This is a genomic window from Lysinibacillus sp. GbtcB16 (genome assembly GCF_019091145.1).
Lineage (GTDB): Bacteria > Bacillota > Bacilli > Bacillales_A > Planococcaceae > Lysinibacillus > Lysinibacillus fusiformis.
In genome coordinates this window covers 1223460-1241410 of sequence record NZ_JAGXJV010000001.1, presented here as the reverse complement: position 1 = coordinate 1241410, position 17951 = coordinate 1223460, and the positions used below count along the sequence as shown (strand labels likewise).

Below are 17951 nucleotides of genomic sequence, written 5' to 3'. Positions count from 1 at the left end.
AAATTTTTTCTAAACGCGTATTGACCTTGGAGCATACTCCAATGTTAGGATAATTGTAGGAGGTGCTCATATGAAAATTAAACAATTTGCCGAGAAGTTTCAATTATCCACCGATACAGTCCGTTATTACGAAAAAGAAGGACTACTACATCCACAGAAGTTAAACAATGGCTACCGTGTGTATGATGGCACATGTGAACAGACCATGAAATTTATTCTCGTCCTACGCCAGCTTGGCTTTACCTTACAAGAAATCAACTATTTACTGACACTCGAAAAAAAACCTATATCCACAGAGTGTAATGAAGAAACGGTACAGTTATTTACTGCAAAGATTGCCCATATTGAACAGCTCATGCACTTTTATCAGCATGCACGACAATCACTACAGCTAACTAAAACATTAATGGCTGATGGACAATTTAAAAACAATCAAGAAAAAATTAATTCACTTATTGAAGATATGTACCAAAATTTACAGGAAGGTCGTGGTTACAATGAAACTACGTAAAATTATCTCGCTAGAATATGTCATTGCCTTTATCTTGACGGTCTTTTTCTATGGGCACTTAGATTTTTCATGGCTATCATTTATTTTATTTTTATTGCTGCCTGATATCACTATGGCCGGTTATATGATTAATTCAAAAATGGGTGCCCTTTGCTATAATACGGGGCATAGCTTCGTCATACCGACTATCCTACTCGTAATTGGCTTTACGCTTTCCATCCCAACACTACTGATGGTTGCCTTGATTTGGCTGTCACATATTTTCTTAGATCGAGCACTCGGTTATGGCTTAAAATATGATGAAGCCTTTACAAAAACACATTTACAGCAGATTGCATAATGAGCAAGATGAAGCATTAAAAATAGGAGCTTGGGTATCCATGCTCCTTAAGGGATCAATGAACGATCATTTACTTGAATGTCTCCTCTTTTAAATGATGTAAATACGTTAACGTAAAATAGCAAATTTTTACTAGAAGAAGCAGGATTCTCATCCGAGATCCTGCTTCTAACTTTTTATATTAATCGTTTTAACAGTGATTCATAAAGCCCTACCATCAATAATCCAATAAATATCGGAATAAGTGACGTAAAGCTGAAATAAAAGCCTACTTCATCATATTGGCCTGTTAAATGAAATTGTAGCCAAGACACTTGATAGGTATCGCCTACCCCGTATAAAAAAATAGTAGTAAATAAAAACAGTGCAAGGCATTTCAACCCTTGTGCTCGCTTCATAGCATCACCTCATTGAACAAGTTCCATTTGTTTTGCATAGCTTACAAGATCCTCTATCGTTAATTCAGGATTTTCGCCAACCATACTATATTGGTAGCCGTTTTCTTGCCAAGCAATCGAACGGAAATTTTTATCATCCATAACCGTTCCTTTTTGTCCTCGAATATCTATCTCTTTTTCATTTAAGATGGGGCCAATTTCAGCGATACTATCATCTGCTTTAAAAATAGTAACGAAAAAAGCAAGCTCTCCATCTAACCCAATGTCAAAAGAATATTCTAGTCGATCCTCTAATCCTTTAACCATTGAAATTTTATCTATAGTAAGACCATTTGTTTGCGGAACCATTAAAAACTTTTCTAGTTGTTGTTTCGCTTCGTCCAATGAAATTAATTCTGAAGTATCTTCACCGCTAATTTCTTGGATTGTTACATCTTTTGGTAGATCAAGCATAAATTGTTGATCATCAATTTTTTCACCAACATTTATTTTTGAGTATTCAGTGATCATTTGATTACCTGCATTATCTGATTTCATTTTTAACGTCAGCCAAGTTTTTTTGTCAATCCATGCTTCTATATCCCCAAATAATGAATCAGTTTTTTTAGCTTTTGCTACAATTTTATATGTGTCTCTCCCAGCAACCTTCTCTTCACCGGATATTTTAATATCATGTGTATCTTTAACCAAATTAAAAACAAGCTGTACCTCTTCCCTAGGCGATTGCAGTCCGTCTAATTCACCTTGTGGATAAGCCATTTTATAGGCTGTATGTTGAGTGACATCATAACTTATCAGTTCAGAATCAGTTTTGACTGTGATGACATGTTCATCATTGTCCCCTTTCATCTCTATACGTCTATTGCTATTCTTGACCCATTCTTTCACTTGAGCTTTGCCACCTAGCTCCCCCATATCTAGCGTATATTCGCCATAATAGGTAAGTGGTTCCCTCGATTCCTGAAGTGCTTGCTCAATAATTTCTTGCGGTGAATACGATGCCTCTGTATTACAGCCTACTAAACTAAATGTCATGGCAGCGATTAAGCCCGCTGCTCGGCAAGATTTTTTCCAATTCATAGTTCATCTACTCCTTTATAGGTGGTAGCCAGCAGACAACAGCTGTTCCAATATTCTCCCTAGAAAGCAGCTCTACAGTGCCACCATGTTTTTCAATTATTTGTTTCGTAATATTTAAGCCAAGACCTGTTCCTCGTTCTCCAGCCTTTGATCTTGCATGATCCGCTTGATACATGGGCTCGAATAACTTTACAATGTCCTTTTGTGGCAAGCCCTGCCCAACATTCTGCACAATCATATACATACCCTCTTGCTTCGTTAAAGCTGGCTTAAGGAAATCAAACCCCCATTCCGGAAAACTTCCAGCTTTAATTGCCGCTAAACCAATAGATGTACCGATCTCACCATAACGCCATGCATTGCTCAATAAATTATCAATCACGCGCTGAAGTTGTTTAGGGTGCACAGCATACAGCCCAGCTACATCACAGAACACTTCTAATGTAAAACCTTGTTCCTCACATAACGGTTCATAGTCTGACAAAGCCATCTCAAAAAATTCTTCCCCATCAACTGCTACCAGCTCTAATTCATAGCTTGTTGATTGGAGTAATGTAAACATCAATAAATCTTCTAGCATATGCTTCATACGATCAGCCTTCGTGATGATGACCTGCTGATATTCTTCTTGCTGCTGTTGTGATAAACCATTGTTTAGTAAGGATTCCGCATAGGCTTGAATAGCGGTAAGAGGCGTTTTTAAATCGTGGGAGATACTTGCAATCATCATCTCTTTTTGCTGTTGTTCTACTTTTAAGGAAGCCCGGGCCATTTCAATTTCATGTTGCATCGCCATAAATGTTTGGGAAAGTGAACCAATCTCATCTTTTCTTGAACTTAAATTGGATTCTATATGCTCCCCTTTGGCAAAACTTCGCATTTGATGCATCAGTTCGCTTAATGGTCGATTAAGTTTCCCATTAAGCAACAAAATGACCCCTATATAAATTACTAGAAACAGCAAGATAGTGCCTATAATAACAAGCCACGAACGCTTCTCTACACCTTTTACCCAATCCGTTCTTATTAATTGAATTTCATAGATGCCCAACAAGTCCCCATTGTGATATACAGGCTCCTTGTAGGTAAAGGCGTTGTACGATTGTTGTAAATCATATAAACCTTTAAACATCCGCTCTTTCCATACATAGCCCGATTGTAAAGGGTTAGAGGAATATAAGACAAAACCTGATTTCGTGTAAAGTGTAATCGCTAGCTGCCCATTGGTCAGCTCTTCTATCTCTTCTAAATTTGCATTTTTTTGATATAGTGCTGGATTGTCAACGACTGCTTTTACCTGATTTAGCTCTGTCCATTTATCAAAGTATTCGGCAACATTTTTATCTTGATAATAAGCATTTATCCACACATATAGACTATAAGCACCAGATATGGGCAACACCATGACAATAAAAAAAGTGATAAGTAACCAAGATTTAATTTTCATAATGGTTCACCAATAAAACGGTAACCCTTGCCCCACACAGTTTGAATAAAATATGGATGTTTAACCGAATCCTTAAGCTTTTCTCGCAGTGCCTTAATATGTACTGTGACAGTATGTGTGTCCTCTAAAGTCGTTTGCTGCCAAATATGCTGATATAGTTCCTCTTTCGTAAAGGTTTGATTCGGATTTTTTGCTAATAGATTGACAAGAGCAAATTCCTTTTGAGTTAACGCTATTTCTTGCTGATTAACGCTCACTATTTCTCGTTGCCAATCAATGATTAATCCATTGGCATAGGCAGTCTGCTTTTCTACATCGTCTTGCTTGTTATAGCGTCTCCAGCGTCTAAGATGAGATGCCACCCGAGCCTTTAATTCCTCCAAACTAAACGGCTTTGCAATATAATCGTCCGCTCCCTGCAAGCCCTCCACCTTATCCGCTTCTTCCTTACGAGCACTCATCATAAGGATGGGCACATCACTTTCCCAACGTATATTTTGACAAACCGTAAGACCATCCATTTCTGGTAGCATCCAATCCACCAACACTAAATCAAATGGTTGCTCCTGAAAATCTGCCAGCCCTTCAAGACCCGTAGTGGCCCATGTTACAAGATAGCCCTCTTGCTCCATTGTATCTTTGACAATGCGACCAATAGCTGCATCATCCTCAATCAGTAATAACTTTACCTTCATTCATTCTCCTCCTGCACTAACCTTACTACGGAAAAAACGATTTTCTCCGAACTTTACACTTTCTTTATATTTAACATAGAACGAATCTGAATCTTGCACAAATGATCGGGGTTTTCCATTTCTTCTGCGCGGGGCTATCCTCACTTTTGCCTTCCAACTCAGCCCCACTTCATCCCAAACAAAAAAGAATGCACAGTGATTGTGCATTCTTCTGATCAAGCTAGAAAAATAAACTTAAAAAATAGTAAATTAATGCGGCCATTACGGCAGAGATTGGCATAGTGATGACCCATGTTGTGACGATTTTACGGGCCATCCCCCATTTAACGCCTTTGACACGGTGTGCTGTTCCAACACCCATGATAGATGAAGAAATAACATGTGTTGTGGATACTGGTAAGTGAATTAATGTCGCACCAAAGATAATAGAAGCCGAAGCTAAGTCAGCTGCTACTCCATTCACTGGGCGAATTTTCATGATTTTGCCACCCACTGTTTTGATGATTTTATAACCACCTACAGAGGTACCAAGACCCATTGCGGTTGCAGCTGCAAAACGTACCCAGAAAGGAATATCGTCGCCTGTGTGTAATCCACCTGCGATTAAAGCGAGTGTGATAATACCCATCGCTTTTTGGGCATCGTTCGTTCCGTGTGTAAATGATTGTAAGGCCGCTGTTCCGATTTGCATGGTACGGAAGCCTTTATTGGTACGGTATAAATTCATATCTTTAAAGATGACCTTTAATATGGTCATCATTAGGAAACCAGCGGCAAACGCTAGTAGTGGTGAGAAAATCAGTGCTTGTAAGATTTTTATAAATCCAGCATAGTTTAGAATACTGAATCCAGCTGCTGCAATCGCGGCACCTGCTACAGACCCAATTAATGTATGGGAAGAACTTGATGGAATCCCAAAATACCACGTAAGTAAATTCCATGTAATGGCAGATAATAGAGCTGCTAATATAACAACAGAACCTGTGATGTCGCCATCATAGGCATTTAAGGTAAACGGGTCCACAATATCTTTTGTTAAGGCTTTGGCTACCCCAACAAATGTAATAGCTCCGACGAAGTTCATAACCGCAGCCATGTAAACCGCTGTACGTGGTTTTAATGCACGGGTTGATACAGACGTTGCAATAGCATTCGCTGTATCATGAAAGCCGTTTATAAAGTCGAACACTAATGCGAATATAACGACTAATATGGTAATTAGTAAGATTGTATCCATTTGTTACACTCCATCTTATGCATTACGCATAATTATTGTTTCAATTGTGTTTGCCACTGTTTGGCAGCTATCAGCAATATCCTCGAATTGCTCATAAATATCCTTGAAAACAATGAGGCGCATTGGATCTTTTTCTTGAATAAATAACTGTTTCATAGAGGAACGGAAGATTTCATCACATTCGCGTTCATTATCTTTAATTTGAATCGCATGTTTACGCATCTCTACAAGCTTTTTATTATTTAATAGCTCCATGGCTTGTACCATCTCATCAGTGCTCTTCGCAATATATGTTAGGAATTGACGCATTGGCTCCGTTACTTCCGTTAAATTGTACATATTGAAGTGAGCAATACAGCCTTCCATTCCATCAATTACATCGTCCAATTTATTGGCTAAAGCCAAAATATCTTCTCGCTCGATTGGTGTCATAAATGATTTATTCAGCATGACGATAAGCTCATGAATTAATTTATCACCGCTTGTTTCATAATCTTTCATGGTATCGGCAATTTCTTTTAACGCATCTATATCTTGAATATGGGCATTATGTGCATAATAAATTCCCTCATTCACATTTTTAGCGATTTTCAATAATGACTGAAAAAATGGATCTTGCTTGTTTGAGTTGAACATCTTGTTCCTCCTGTAAAATAAAAATTATCAATTTCTGAATCATCATAACAAAACATTTACACAATTCTACAAAATTTTAAACACTTCTATGTTGATTTTACAAAACTGTAATATAAAATTTGCCACATTTATTTTCAGGCTGGTTTCCAAGTTGAAAACGTTGGAAATCAAATAATAAAAATCACTATTTTTTCTTTAAATATGACCGTTTTTTCTGTTATTTTTATAAAAATACTTGAAATAATCTTTTTTCCCCTTATTTATTTACCACATGAAATGTTAAGGAATTGTAAACGATATTTACATTCGCAATAAGTATTTCCTCTGTTATTTATTACCTACAGATGTCGAAACATGTCACCTTTCCTATTTGTTATGCTCGTCCTTGTTGCTGCTTATACATAAAAGTAAGGACAACAACTTGAGAGCATTGACTTGAAGGAATCCTGCAATTTTCTGTCAATTGACAAAAAATATTAGCGTGCTATAATACTTTTGGGCTTCACCGCATTGAAGCGAAGAAGTATTTATTAGGAGGTTTCATATGTTTCGAATAGAAGCTAAAAGCAACCCTCGATTTATGGAGGCAAGCTTCGTTATACTTTTAATTATTGCCACAATGTCTTTTAGTATTGGGTATTTAAAAGCAACACCCCATATTCCGATTTTTTTAGTTATTTCTCTTTTACTAGCCTATGGATTACTAAAAAAAGTTCCCTTTCGCGATTTAGAGGGTGGAATGATTGCAGGTGCTAGTGCTGGATTGGGCGCTGTTTTCATCTTTTTCTTTATTGGTATTTTAATTTCGAGCTGGATTATGGGTGGAACAATCCCTACGCTCATCTATTATGGTTTTTTAACTGTTTCACCAAACTTTTTCTTTGCCATTGTTTTTTTAATTTGTAGCATCGTTGGTATTTCTGTTGGTAGTTCGTTAACAACAGTCGCAACTGTCGGAGTGGCATTTATGGGTATCGCAGGTGCCATGGACATTTCATTAACCATAACAGCTGGTGCAATTGTTTCTGGTGCTTTTTTTGGTGATAAAATGTCACCATTATCCGATACAACCAATCTTGCCTCAGGAACAGTCGGTGTAGATTTATTTGAACATATTAAAAATATGGGCTGGACAACAATCCCTGCTTTTCTGATTTCATTCGTCCTATACGCTATTTTATCGCCAACAGGCGAAGCAACATCTTTTGACACGGTGGAGCAATTTAAAGAAGGATTATTGACTACAGGACTTATTCATTGGTATACATTATTACCAATTGTCGTCCTCGTTATGATGACTTTTTATAAAGCTCCTGCCGTTATTACATTAGCCGTTGTTTCTATTCTCGGTGTAGGCTTATCTTATACACTAGATCCCCTACCAGCTTCAGACGTCTTCAAAGTTTTATTTGATGGCTATGTCTCTCACTCTGGTAATAAGGAAGTAGATGCCCTATTAACACGTGGAGGCATGAATAGTATGCTATTTACAATTGCTCTTGTCTTACTGGCCTTAACAATGGGTGGGCTTTTGTTCACACTTGGTATTATACAAAGTATTTTAGCTAAGGTTGAAAGCTTATTTAAAAGTGCTGGTGCTGTTATTACAGGCGCCGCACTTACCGGCATTGGAGTCAATACATTAATCGGTGAGCAGTATTTATCTATCCTGTTAACAGGTGAAGCATTTAAAGCTCAATTTGCAAAGGTTGGCCTAGCACCTAAAAACTTATCTCGTGTCATGGAGGATGCTGGAACAGTTGTCAATCCACTTGTACCTTGGAGTGTCTGTGGTATTTTCATCACAAGTGTTCTTGGTATATCCACACTGGATTACCTACCATTCACCTTCTTCTGTTTACTTGGGCCAATTCTAACCGTACTTTTTGGTTGGAGCGGTAAAACATTAACAAAGCTTGAGCAATAATAAAAGGTAGCTGATGATTGATCAGCTACCTTTTCTATTTTTCTAAAAGTTTCTATTCTACCTTCACTTGCCCCATCATGCCATTATCTTCATGCTCTAATAAATGACAATGGAACATATAGACACCCTTATCTTGAAACTTCACTGCCAATTTAACTGTTTCATCTGGTTCAATGGACACCGTATCTTTCCAGCCCTGTTCATTAAGCGGTGGCGCCTGACCATTAATGGATACAATTTTAAATTGCGTACCGTGTAAATGAAACGGATGAGTCATGCCGCCCATCATATCGGGTTTATTGTAAATTTCCCAAATTTCTGTCACTCCCTGTTGTTGTACAAAATCAATTCTAGTACGATCAAATTGCTTGCCATTAATCGTTACCATCTTCCCCATACCAAATAGCTCTATACGTTTAGATACAGGTAATTGTTGTTCTTCACGAGTTGTAGAGAATTGATTAAATACATCCTGCATCTTCTGTGGTGTAGTGCGTTCATTTGTGATCGTAAACGGTAACAGGACTACACCTTCTTCATTTATCAATGATAAATCAGTAGAACTACTTAGCTTGGAAAAATCGATGATGATTTCAGCACGTTCACCTGGTGTTAAGGTCAGTTTATTTAGTGGAACAGCGCTATTTAGAAATCCTCCATCTGTGGCGATTTGTTGAAATTCCTCATTGGTACTTAGCTTGAAGGTGAAATTCCGGGCATTGGAGCCGTTCACCAATCGAAGGCGAACAGGCTCTCGGCGTACATGGAGCTTCGGATTAAGCGTACCATTAATAAGCAATGTATCACCAATTGTCCCATCATTATTTTTGAACTGTTGATAATTTAATTGTTGTTGATCATCAAATTTGCGGTCCTGAAAAATTAACGGAATATCATTTACACCATATTCTTCAGGTAATCCTAAACGCTGTGAATTTTCATCCTCCACATAAATGAGCCCGGCTAGTCCTTTATATACCTGCTCAGCCGTTTGTCCTTCTGGATGAGGGTGAAACCACAAAGTAGCTGCTTGCTGACGGATAGTAAAAGTCAGCTTCTTCGATTGACCAGGCTCTATTTGTTCATGTGGGCCCCCATCCCCCTCACCAGGTATTTCTAAACCATGCCAATGGAATGTTGTCTCTTTGCTCATTTCATTCGTAGTTGTAAATTGTACGGTTTGTCCCGATTGTATTCGTATCACCGGCCCTAAAAAGGCCCCATTATAGCCATAGGTCTCTGTTTGGACACCTTGATAAAACTCTGTTGTCCCTTCTTGTGCCACAATGGAATAGTGAGCTGGATTTTTTCCATCTGGTTCTAGTAATGGAGGTATAGCCAACTCATTTTCTCCTGTAGAGGGAGCAAGCTGTAAAGGATTTGTATGACTCATATGACCATTTGTCATATCCATTCCTTCATGAGCGTTGTTCATTGGTTTAGTCGAAACATCGTCTTCTGTTTTACTAGCACTACACCCGCCTATAAGTACAATCAATACTGTCAGTAATGAAAACTGCATTTTAAATTTCATCTATTTTCCTCCTTTTGTTACGACAAAAATACTGTAACAAAGAAGTATGGAGAAATAATGAAGATCGTTAAAATCCTGAAAAACCATCGAACAATGGACTTAGCCAAATGATGATTACTGTTAAACCGTCGAAAAATAATACAATTCCTAGCACAATCATGAAATAGCCACCCACTTTTGTGATCGTTTGACTATATTTTCGTATCCATGCGAGTTTCGTGACAAATTGTGATAGCAGGAAAAACGGTATGGCAAACCCTAAAACATAGGCTACCATATAAACCATGCCCATCCCTGGATGTTGAGAAGCCATCATAAAAACTGCCCCAGTAATCGGACCTGTGCAAGGGGTCCACCCCGCTGCAAAGGCAAGCCCAATGAAAAAGGAGCCTAAATAGCCTGTAGGACGATTTTTAAAGGAAGGACGTTTTTCTTGCATTAAAAACTTCGGGGAAAAGGCCCCTATAATCATTAAACCAAAGAGCACAATTAAAATAGCCCCAACCTGTCGCAATACATCTTGGTACTGGAAGAAAAACCACCCGACAACAGATGAGCTATATCCTAAGAAAATAAAAATCACCGAAAATCCAATTAAAAAGAACAGCGTATGCAACATACCCATTGTTCTTAATTTTTTATTGTCACCCTGAAGCTCATCCAGTGACATCCCTGTAATATAAGAAATAAAAGCAGGATAGAGCGGTAAGGTGCATGGCGAAATAAAGTTTAAAAACCCTGCACCAAAGGCTAATAAAAGATTCATATCTGGATTCATTTTAAGCACTCCTTACATCTTTCATGTTAAGTGATTCCCCAATATGTAATGGTATCCACTATCCCTAATAATAGTAATAATATGCCTGCCACTTTTTGAATAACTCTCCCCATCTTCATGCTTGTTCGTAAAATGAGTCGCTTCGCATCGAACAGATAAATGAAAAGAAGCATGATGAGTAATGGTAGAGAAGTGGCCACCCCAAAAATACTAGGTAAGATAAACCCATAGGATGTGCCAGTTACGATAGGCATTAGCCATACAAAAAACAGAACAAACATGGTCGGACAAAAGGCAATAGAGAAGCTAGCGCCCATTAAAAAGGAGCCTAGTTTGCCCCCTTTCATAACAGGAGGAATAAGCGTCGACAGACGATTTAAAAATTTCAGCTTCCATAAACCTAATAAAACGAGTCCTGTCATCATCATAATTGGTCCAATGGCCTGACGGAAAATGGGAAAATACAATGTCATTTTAGTTTCAAACGATTGTCCAAATAACCATGCAAAAAGCCCAAGTCCACTAAAAACAACTATTTTACCAAGAATAAAAAACAGTATCTCCTGCCAATTATTTTTCATTTGCAGCGTTTTATTCCCATAAAATGTAATAGCACTCATATTGCCGTTTATTTGGCATGGAGCTAGTGCCCCTATGAGACCTAATAGCAGCGCCATAGCCCATGCTGAATGTTCATAGGCATTTAAAAATTGATTGATCGGCTCACTTAGAAACTGACTAATAGCTGACAAAAAACTATACAATTTAAACACCTTCCATCTGTTCATCATTTCAGCTTTACAAACTAGCCAAAACTAGTATAAAGGGTAAATATGAATAAATGGTGCAGAAATCGACTCACCTGCTTTTAGAAGACGATGATGTGATCAAAGTTTGTCTTTTTGTTGGTAAAGGCACTTATACGAATCTACACATAGTGAGCAGTTCATTCCGTTTGGGGTACTGCATCCCCTTTTGGATTTTCAATTAGTATGGTGAAAAATTTACGAGTCTTGAAACCTTTTTTCAACCTGTGCGTATGTATAGCTAACAATGTCCGTAGGAGGAATGTAAGAATGTCTTTTTTTCATAAAGCACTAGCAAGTTTTGGGATAGGTTCAGCAACAGTTGATACAAGGTTGGAAAAGGATACTTATCGAGCTGGAGAAGTCATGCGAGGGGAAATCATCGTGCGTGGCGGTCAAATAGAACAACAAGTAGATTCCATCTATCTGTCCATTAATACGACATATGTACGAGAGTCAAATGATCATAAACATACAGAGGTAGCCACTCTACAAAAAGTCAAAGTGACAGAGCCTTTTACACTAGCTGCTAGTGAAGAGAAGGTCATTCCCATTTCGTTGACACTGCCATTTGAAACACCGATTAGTGCAGGCAAAACGCAAGTCTGGATTCATACTGGACTCGATATTAAAAACGCAGTTGACCCAAGTGACAAAGATTATATTCGTGTCGAGCCAACAAGCCTCGCAGCGCAAATACTTGATGCTATAGGTCAATTAGGTTTTCGTTTACGAGAAGCAGAATGTGAGCAAGCCCCAGCCCGCTTACGTGGGTATTATCCATTTGTACAGGAGTTTGAATTTGTACCAACAGGTTCCTTTAGAGGCCATCTAGATGAACTTGAAATGGTCTTTCTGTCCCAGTCCAATCATTCAGCTGAAATTCTTTTACAAATTGACCGCAAAGTAAAAGGCATTGGAAGCTTCTTCGCTGAAGCTCTAGAGATGGATGAAAGCTACGTTCGAACAACAATTACGCTGCACGATTTACCGACGCTTCCAGACAAATTCCAACAACTTATTTCAAAGCAACTATAATTTCACTAACAAGTAGTTGAAGAGCACTTCAACTACTTTACTTTTTCTCCTAGCTCCTTTTATGAAGGCGAGGTTTTAATGCATGGGCATAAAAGCGGTACTATTTGATTTAGACGGAACTTTGTTAAATAGAGATGAATCAGTAAATTTTTTTATAGAGTCGCAATATGAGCGACTCGGTATGACATTGGATCATATTCCAAAAGAAAGCTATGTATCTCGTTTTATTCAACTAGATAAGCGAGGATATGTTTGGAAGGATAAAGTCTATCAGCAATTAGTGCAGGAATTTAATATTGTATCTCTCACTTGGGAGGAGCTTCTTCAAGATTACATCAATGAATTCAAAAATTATTGTGTCGCCTTCCCAAATGTAATTAGCCTACTAGAACAATTGAAAACGGATAAATATCTTCTAGGAATCATTACGAATGGTTATGGTCATTTTCAAATGGACAATATTAAAGCTTTAGCCATAGAGAAGTATTTTGATGTGATTTTAGTTTCTGAATGGGAAAATATGAAAAAACCTAATCCCCAACTATTTTTGAGAGCTTTAGACAAGCTACAGGTTTCTCCTCATGACAGCATTTTTTTAGGAGACCATCCTGAAACTGATGTGAAGGGTGCTCAAGCTGTTGGCATGAAAGGTATTTGGAAAAAGGATGCTCAATGGGACCATGTTGAGGCAGATGCCATCCTTGATGATTTGTCAGAATTACCTTCCATCATCGACTATTTAAACAACAAACAATAAAACCGTAGACAATGACCAACGATCAATAGACTCTCGTTGGCTATTGCTATTTTCGTTCTTCGTTTTATTTCATTAACACCAAAAAAGGCTGTAGACAACTCAACATTTTTGAGTTCATCTACAGCCTGAGCCACCCTCTAGATGGTTTTGAGCATAAAGTTATTTTACTGCTTGCTTTACTTTTTCCATTACTTCTTCAGCTGTTGCACACTGTAATGCCTCAGCGGCTAAAGCTTGCATGTCCTTTACTGACAGGCGCTTCAATAAAGAACGTGTTTTCAAAATGGATGTTGCGCTCATTGAAAACTCATCTAAGCCTAAGCCAAGCAATAAAGGAACTGCTAGCTCGTCGCCTGCCATCTCTCCGCACATCCCTACCCATTTTTGTTCTTGATGGGCGGCATGAATGACCATTTGAACCAAGCGTAAAATAGCTGGATTGTACGGCTGATATAAATAAGATACTTTTTCATTCATACGATCTGCAGCCATTGTATATTGAATTAAATCATTTGTTCCAATGGAGAAAAAGTCCACTTCCTTGGCAAAAACATCAGCCATCACTGCTGTAGCAGGAATTTCCACCATCATGCCTATTTCAATGTCAGCACTTACGTCCTTCCCTGCTGCTACTAGCTGTTCTTGCTCTTCTAATAAAATCGCTTTAGCCTCACGGAACTCTTGAATAGTCGCAATCATTGGGAACATAATTTTTAGGTTGCCATAAACAGATGCTCGCAGTAAAGCGCGTAATTGTGTACGGAACAATTCCTGTTGCTCTAAGCATAGACGAATGGCGCGATGTCCTAGGAATGGATTCATTTCTTCCTGTAGTGGTAAATACGGTAAGTGTTTGTCTCCACCAATATCTAGTGTACGAATGACCACAGGCTTACCTTGCATTCCTTCTAAAACCGTCTTATACGCTGTAAATTGCTCTTCCTCAGATGGCAGGTTTTCACGGCCCATATATAAAAACTCTGTTCGATATAAGCCAATTCCTTCAGCCCCATGACGCAAAACGCCCTCCAAATCGCCTGGAGAGCCGATATTAGCGGCTAGCTCTACATGGACACCGTCTTGAGATACCGTTTGTTCGTTTACTAACGTTGACCATTCCGCTTGTTGAGTATGATAGCTTTGTGCTTTTTCTTGATAGCTGGCAATCACATCTTCCGTCGGATTGATCAGTACTTGACCTGATAAACCATCCACGATTAATAAATCTCCATCTTGAATAGTCGTCGTTGCTGCTCCAGTTCCGACTACTGCAGGAATCTCTAACGAACGGGCCATAATCGCTGAATGAGAGGTACGACCCCCAATATCAGTAATAAAACCAAGAACAAAATTACGATCCAATTGAGCCGTCTCTGAAGGAGTCAAATCATTGGCTACAATAATCACCTGTTCACTAATATTACTTGGGTTTGGAATATGTACACCGAGTAAATGTGCTAACATGCGGTTTGTCACATCTTTAATATCGGATGCACGTGCACTCATGTATTCATCATCCATACTTTCAAACAATGCCACAAACATTGATGAAACTTCATGTAAGGCAAACTCTGCATTGACCCCTTCGTCAGCTATTTTTTGATGAATAGGCCCAATTAATTCTGGGTCATTTACCACTAATAAATGCGCATCAAAAATGGCTGCTTCCTCGGCACTGAATTTTTTTAATGTTTGCTGTTTAATCGCCACTAACTCTTGCTCTGTTTGGGCAAGGGCAGCGGCTAAACGTTGCTGCTCCGCCTGAACATCTTGAACCTTTGTTTGGCTAAATGTTAAATCCGGTTGTACAAAACGATACGCTTTAGCAATGGCAATGCCGTCTGAAGCGGCAATACCAGTGAAATGTGTCATTGTGCAAGCCCCATTTCTGTCATTAATGTTGCCAATGCCTCAAATGCTTGCTCTTCATCTTCCCCCTCTACATAAAGTGTAAATTGAGAACCTTGCTTTAATGCTAATCCCATTACGCCAAGAATAGATTTTAAATTTGCTGCTTTTTCTTCCGTACACACTTCGATAGCGGAAGTGAATGGCGTAGCCTTTGCCACAAGCTGGCTCGCTGGACGTGCATGAATTCCTAAAGGATCGATTACTGTAAATTGTTGTGTTTTCATTATTTATTCTCCTCTACTTGTAAGTCTGTTAAGATGATGACATTTGGATGTTTGGATAAAACACTTGCTGGAATCTCCTCTGTATAATCAGAGGCCAGCACACGTTCTAACACCTCACGCTTAGTTTCTCCCACTGCTAGTAACAAAATGCGTTTTGCGCCCATAATAGATTGAATCCCCATAGTGAACGCTTGCGTGGGCACTTCATCAATCGAAGAAAAGAAGCGAGCATTGGCTTGACGAGTCGATTCCTCCAATGTCACAAGATGTGTCATGGATTCAAATGGTGTACCGGGTTCATTAAAACCAATATGGCCATTTTGTCCGATACCAAGCAATTGAAAGTCTAAGGAATGTTGTTGTAGTAGGGCTTCATAGCGAGCTGCTTCCTCTATAGGATCAGCTGCTAAGCCATTTGGTAAATAGGATGCCTGGAATGGTTTTTCGTGAAATAAATGCTGATGCATATAATAGGCATAGCTTTGCTCATGATTGGCCTCAAGCCCTACATATTCATCCAAATTAAAGCTGATGCAATTCGAAAAATCAATATCCGTTTTACAGATTTTAGCATACAACGGTTCCATCGTTCCACCAGTAGCTAGCCCGAACGTAGTGGACCCATTATTTTTAGCATCTGCTATGATGGCTACTGCTCGTGCATATAAATCTTCTTTTGAATCAAATCTTTCTATGTTCACCACATATCCTCCTTTTCCTAAAGCCTTAAAAATGAATGCGCCGACCATATTGATCAATAAGCTCATCATTATTGGTGTTACCTAAGTTACTGCTAGCAAACACTGGTAAGCTGGCGCCTTGTTCATGTAGAACTTCAATGATTTGGGCGAATAGAGCATTTAATAGTGCTGCACCTAACACTGTAGATACAGGTCCATATTGCAACTCATCAACTGTTAAAACCCCATCCCCTAATGGGACATGTGTATTTAGAACGTCATCTACGATATCCTCTAAACGTTTGCCTGAAGGATGGCGTGATGGCTGATGTTGATAGGCCAATGATTGCAGTGAGATTGTATGCGCACCTGCTTCTTTGGCGTAGATCGCCATATCAATAGGGACTGGATTGTTGGCAGATGTTGAAATAATGATACAAACATCCTTGGCATCAAACTGTAGCTGATCCTTATAGGAGGCTAAAAATGCTTGCTTCTTTTCATTTTGTGAAGATTGCCGTGCTCCCTGATGTAGCATTAAGGATTCAATGTGTATTGGTTTGACAGGGACTAATCCACCAGCCCTGAAATAACATTCTTGTGCCAATAACATGGAATGGCCTGAACCAAATAACTGGATAATGCCTCCCTGTAAGAGTCGTTTGACGATTAACTGAGCTACATGGTTTATTTGTTCATTTTCTTGTTGTGCCACCATTGTTAAATAGCGATTGACTTGTTGAAAATAGGTATTCATGATCTATCACCTTTTCATTTCAAACGTTTCTTACAAATTGTTTGCATGCATACTGATTTGCCCAGCTTTAATCGTTTGATGTAGCAGTAAATGTTCATCCACAATCACTGCATCCGCATCATATCCTTCTATAAGCTGTCCTTTGTTCGTTAATTTTAATTGCTGGGCAGCATTATAGCTGGACATTTTCACAAGCTCCTCCAATGTACAATTGGTAATCTGACGCATATTTCGTACAGCTTGATCCATTGTTAAAATACTACCCGCTAGTGAACCATTCGATAAATGGGCTCCTGATTCTGTCACATGCACCAATTGACCACCTAAATCATATTCACCGTATGGCATACCCTTCGCTCGCATCGCATCCGTTATTAAAATAATTCCGTCTGCCCCCTTCAAGCGATAAGCCATTTCCACAGCTCCTTCATGCATATGAATAAAATCAACAATCAGTTCAGCCTTTATGGCATCCACTAGCAAAACACCACCGACCACACCAGGATCACGATGATGGAATGGACGCATTTGATTGTATAAATGAGTCCCCTGTGATGCACCTAATTGTACTGCTTCTTGCATTTGCTCAAATGTAGCATCGGAATGACCAATTGATACAATAATTCCGTTTTCTGAGAGGCTTTGGACTGCTGTCATTCCATTAGGTTCTTCAGGTGCTAGCGTAATTTGTTTAATTTTTTGACCACTTAATGCTTGCCATTTTGTCATCACTTCTATATCTGGCTGGACAATATAATCAAGTGGCTGAGCTCCTGCCCGCTGCTTCGATACAAAAGGTCCTTCAATATGAAGACCAAGTAATTCCGCTTCATCTGACTTTGGCTGGAATTGTGCCACATTGGCGATGGCCCGTTCGATATTGTCAAAGCTTTGTGTCATCGTAGTTGCTAAAAAGCTGGTTGTACCTTCTTTTAATAGTGATTTGGCCATGATATGTAACCCTTCATCGGATGCATCCATTGTATCCATTTGGGCAGACCCGTGAATATGCATATCAATAAATCCTGGCAATAAAAACTTGCCTGAACCATCTAATTGTTCAAAGCCCTGCGCCTCAATATGATGGGCAACCTGAGCAATTTTACCGTCCTTCATCCACACATCCATCTGTTCATCTCGACCACTCGCATTGACCACTGTGATGTTCCGAATTATTAAACTCAAGAAAAACATC

At 38.9% G+C, this 17951-nt stretch carries 19 protein-coding genes; 5 read left to right on the top strand and 14 right to left on the bottom strand.

Going from position 1 to position 17951, the window contains the following annotated elements; all coding sequences use genetic code 11:
* Positions 1 to 70: 70 nt before the first annotated feature.
* Complete coding sequence (locus KVT27_RS05990; RefSeq protein ID WP_025114892.1) at positions 71 to 511, top strand: MerR family transcriptional regulator; 441 nt, start codon at positions 71 to 73, stop codon at positions 509 to 511.
* Positions 498 to 851: a DUF4260 domain-containing protein gene (locus KVT27_RS05985; protein WP_217580929.1), complete on the top strand. Its 354-nt coding sequence runs from the start codon at positions 498 to 500 to the stop codon at positions 849 to 851. The genes KVT27_RS05990 and KVT27_RS05985 overlap by 14 nt, the downstream gene beginning before the upstream one ends.
* A 176-nt stretch (positions 852 to 1027) precedes the next feature.
* Here the strand turns inward: KVT27_RS05985 and KVT27_RS05980 are convergent, their stop codons facing one another.
* The 6 genes from KVT27_RS05980 to KVT27_RS05955 all read right to left on the bottom strand — a co-directional run bounded on the left by KVT27_RS05980 (position 1028) and on the right by KVT27_RS05955 (position 6344).
* On the bottom strand, positions 1028 to 1249 hold the full coding sequence (locus KVT27_RS05980; protein ID WP_036125212.1) for a hypothetical protein: 222 nt from the start codon (positions 1247 to 1249) through the stop codon (positions 1028 to 1030).
* A 9-nt stretch (positions 1250 to 1258) separates the two neighbouring features.
* The gene (locus KVT27_RS05975) at positions 1259 to 2329 is read right to left on the bottom strand and encodes a LolA family protein (protein WP_036146263.1); all 1071 of its coding nucleotides are present in this window, start codon (positions 2327 to 2329) and stop codon (positions 1259 to 1261) included.
* Positions 2330 to 2336: 7 nt separating this feature from the next.
* Positions 2337 to 3776 carry a HAMP domain-containing sensor histidine kinase gene (locus KVT27_RS05970; RefSeq protein WP_217580928.1) on the bottom strand — a complete coding sequence of 480 codons (1440 nt, stop codon included), beginning with the start codon at positions 3774 to 3776 and terminating at the stop codon, positions 2337 to 2339.
* Positions 3773 to 4471, bottom strand: coding sequence for a response regulator transcription factor (locus tag KVT27_RS05965; RefSeq protein ID WP_036125206.1), 699 nt, complete (start codon positions 4469 to 4471; stop codon positions 3773 to 3775). The genes KVT27_RS05970 and KVT27_RS05965 overlap by 4 nt, the downstream gene beginning before the upstream one ends.
* A gap of 220 nt (positions 4472 to 4691) precedes the next feature.
* Positions 4692 to 5708, bottom strand: a complete 1017-nt coding sequence (locus tag KVT27_RS05960; RefSeq protein ID WP_008175807.1) for an inorganic phosphate transporter — start codon at positions 5706 to 5708, stop codon at positions 4692 to 4694.
* Between the two features lie 15 nt (positions 5709 to 5723).
* On the bottom strand, positions 5724 to 6344 hold the full coding sequence (locus KVT27_RS05955; protein ID WP_008175806.1) for a DUF47 domain-containing protein: 621 nt from the start codon (positions 6342 to 6344) through the stop codon (positions 5724 to 5726).
* Between the two features lie 544 nt (positions 6345 to 6888).
* Here KVT27_RS05955 and nhaC point away from each other — a divergent pair.
* The gene (nhaC, locus tag KVT27_RS05950) at positions 6889 to 8271 is read left to right on the top strand and encodes a Na+/H+ antiporter NhaC (RefSeq protein ID WP_150907759.1); all 1383 of its coding nucleotides are present in this window, start codon (positions 6889 to 6891) and stop codon (positions 8269 to 8271) included.
* Positions 8272 to 8323: 52 nt separating this feature from the next.
* Here nhaC and KVT27_RS05945 read toward each other — a convergent pair whose 3' ends face one another.
* From KVT27_RS05945 to KVT27_RS05935, 3 genes are all read right to left on the bottom strand, one after another.
* Positions 8324 to 9805: a multicopper oxidase family protein gene (locus tag KVT27_RS05945; RefSeq protein ID WP_217580927.1), complete on the bottom strand. Its 1482-nt coding sequence runs from the start codon at positions 9803 to 9805 to the stop codon at positions 8324 to 8326.
* A gap of 67 nt (positions 9806 to 9872) precedes the next feature.
* A complete protein-coding gene (locus KVT27_RS05940; protein ID WP_217580926.1) occupies positions 9873 to 10583 on the bottom strand; it encodes a cytochrome c biogenesis CcdA family protein in 711 nt (236 codons plus the stop codon).
* A 26-nt stretch (positions 10584 to 10609) separates the two neighbouring features.
* Positions 10610 to 11347, bottom strand: coding sequence for an urease accessory protein UreH domain-containing protein (locus tag KVT27_RS05935; RefSeq protein WP_217580925.1), 738 nt, complete (start codon positions 11345 to 11347; stop codon positions 10610 to 10612).
* 312 nt (positions 11348 to 11659) lie between these two features.
* Here KVT27_RS05935 and KVT27_RS05930 point away from each other — a divergent pair, with 312 nt between their 5' ends.
* Positions 11660 to 12427 (top strand): sporulation protein, encoded by a 768-nt coding sequence (locus KVT27_RS05930; RefSeq protein ID WP_217580924.1) that lies wholly within the window; start codon positions 11660 to 11662, stop codon positions 12425 to 12427.
* Between the two features lie 82 nt (positions 12428 to 12509).
* Positions 12510 to 13184 carry an HAD family hydrolase gene (locus tag KVT27_RS05925; protein WP_208704397.1) on the top strand — a complete coding sequence of 225 codons (675 nt, stop codon included), beginning with the start codon at positions 12510 to 12512 and terminating at the stop codon, positions 13182 to 13184.
* A gap of 159 nt (positions 13185 to 13343) precedes the next feature.
* Here the strand turns inward: KVT27_RS05925 and ptsP are convergent, their stop codons facing one another.
* The 5 genes from ptsP to nagA are packed head-to-tail and all read right to left on the bottom strand — an operon-like array spanning position 13344 to position 17941.
* Positions 13344 to 15056, bottom strand: a complete 1713-nt coding sequence (ptsP, locus tag KVT27_RS05920; protein WP_036125189.1) for a phosphoenolpyruvate--protein phosphotransferase — start codon at positions 15054 to 15056, stop codon at positions 13344 to 13346.
* A complete protein-coding gene (locus tag KVT27_RS05915) occupies positions 15053 to 15319 on the bottom strand; it encodes an HPr family phosphocarrier protein (protein ID WP_217580923.1) in 267 nt (88 codons plus the stop codon). Before KVT27_RS05915 ends, ptsP begins: the two co-directional genes overlap by 4 nt.
* The gene (locus KVT27_RS05910; protein ID WP_217581359.1) at positions 15319 to 16068 is read right to left on the bottom strand and encodes a glucosamine-6-phosphate deaminase; all 750 of its coding nucleotides are present in this window, start codon (positions 16066 to 16068) and stop codon (positions 15319 to 15321) included. Before KVT27_RS05910 ends, KVT27_RS05915 begins: the two co-directional genes overlap by 1 nt.
* Positions 16046 to 16756: a sugar isomerase domain-containing protein gene (locus KVT27_RS05905; protein WP_036225130.1), complete on the bottom strand. Its 711-nt coding sequence runs from the start codon at positions 16754 to 16756 to the stop codon at positions 16046 to 16048. Before KVT27_RS05905 ends, KVT27_RS05910 begins: the two co-directional genes overlap by 23 nt.
* Before the next feature lie 30 nt (positions 16757 to 16786).
* Positions 16787 to 17941 (bottom strand): N-acetylglucosamine-6-phosphate deacetylase, encoded by a 1155-nt coding sequence (nagA, locus tag KVT27_RS05900; protein ID WP_036146616.1) that lies wholly within the window; start codon positions 17939 to 17941, stop codon positions 16787 to 16789.
* Between the last annotated feature and the right edge of the window lie 10 nt (positions 17942 to 17951).

Coding starts and splice junctions, on each gene's coding strand:
- KVT27_RS05990 (WP_025114892.1), top strand. CDS start 71: ATGAAAATTAAACAATTTGCCGAGAAGTTTCAATTATCCACCGATACA.
- KVT27_RS05985 (WP_217580929.1), top strand. CDS start 498: ATGAAACTACGTAAAATTATCTCGCTAGAATATGTCATTGCCTTTATC.
- KVT27_RS05980 (WP_036125212.1), bottom strand. CDS start 1,249: ATGAAGCGAGCACAAGGGTTGAAATGCCTTGCACTGTTTTTATTTACT.
- KVT27_RS05975 (WP_036146263.1), bottom strand. CDS start 2,329: ATGAATTGGAAAAAATCTTGCCGAGCAGCGGGCTTAATCGCTGCCATG.
- KVT27_RS05970 (WP_217580928.1), bottom strand. CDS start 3,776: ATGAAAATTAAATCTTGGTTACTTATCACTTTTTTTATTGTCATGGTG.
- KVT27_RS05965 (WP_036125206.1), bottom strand. CDS start 4,471: ATGAAGGTAAAGTTATTACTGATTGAGGATGATGCAGCTATTGGTCGC.
- KVT27_RS05960 (WP_008175807.1), bottom strand. CDS start 5,708: ATGGATACAATCTTACTAATTACCATATTAGTCGTTATATTCGCATTA.
- KVT27_RS05955 (WP_008175806.1), bottom strand. CDS start 6,344: ATGTTCAACTCAAACAAGCAAGATCCATTTTTTCAGTCATTATTGAAA.
- nhaC (WP_150907759.1), top strand. CDS start 6,889: ATGTTTCGAATAGAAGCTAAAAGCAACCCTCGATTTATGGAGGCAAGC.
- KVT27_RS05945 (WP_217580927.1), bottom strand. CDS start 9,805: ATGAAATTTAAAATGCAGTTTTCATTACTGACAGTATTGATTGTACTT.
- KVT27_RS05940 (WP_217580926.1), bottom strand. CDS start 10,583: ATGAATCCAGATATGAATCTTTTATTAGCCTTTGGTGCAGGGTTTTTA.
- KVT27_RS05930 (WP_217580924.1), top strand. CDS start 11,660: ATGTCTTTTTTTCATAAAGCACTAGCAAGTTTTGGGATAGGTTCAGCA.
- KVT27_RS05925 (WP_208704397.1), top strand. CDS start 12,510: ATGGGCATAAAAGCGGTACTATTTGATTTAGACGGAACTTTGTTAAAT.
- ptsP (WP_036125189.1), bottom strand. CDS start 15,056: ATGACACATTTCACTGGTATTGCCGCTTCAGACGGCATTGCCATTGCT.
- KVT27_RS05915 (WP_217580923.1), bottom strand. CDS start 15,319: ATGAAAACACAACAATTTACAGTAATCGATCCTTTAGGAATTCATGCA.
- KVT27_RS05910 (WP_217581359.1), bottom strand. CDS start 16,068: ATGGTCGGCGCATTCATTTTTAAGGCTTTAGGAAAAGGAGGATATGTG.
- KVT27_RS05905 (WP_036225130.1), bottom strand. CDS start 16,756: ATGAATACCTATTTTCAACAAGTCAATCGCTATTTAACAATGGTGGCA.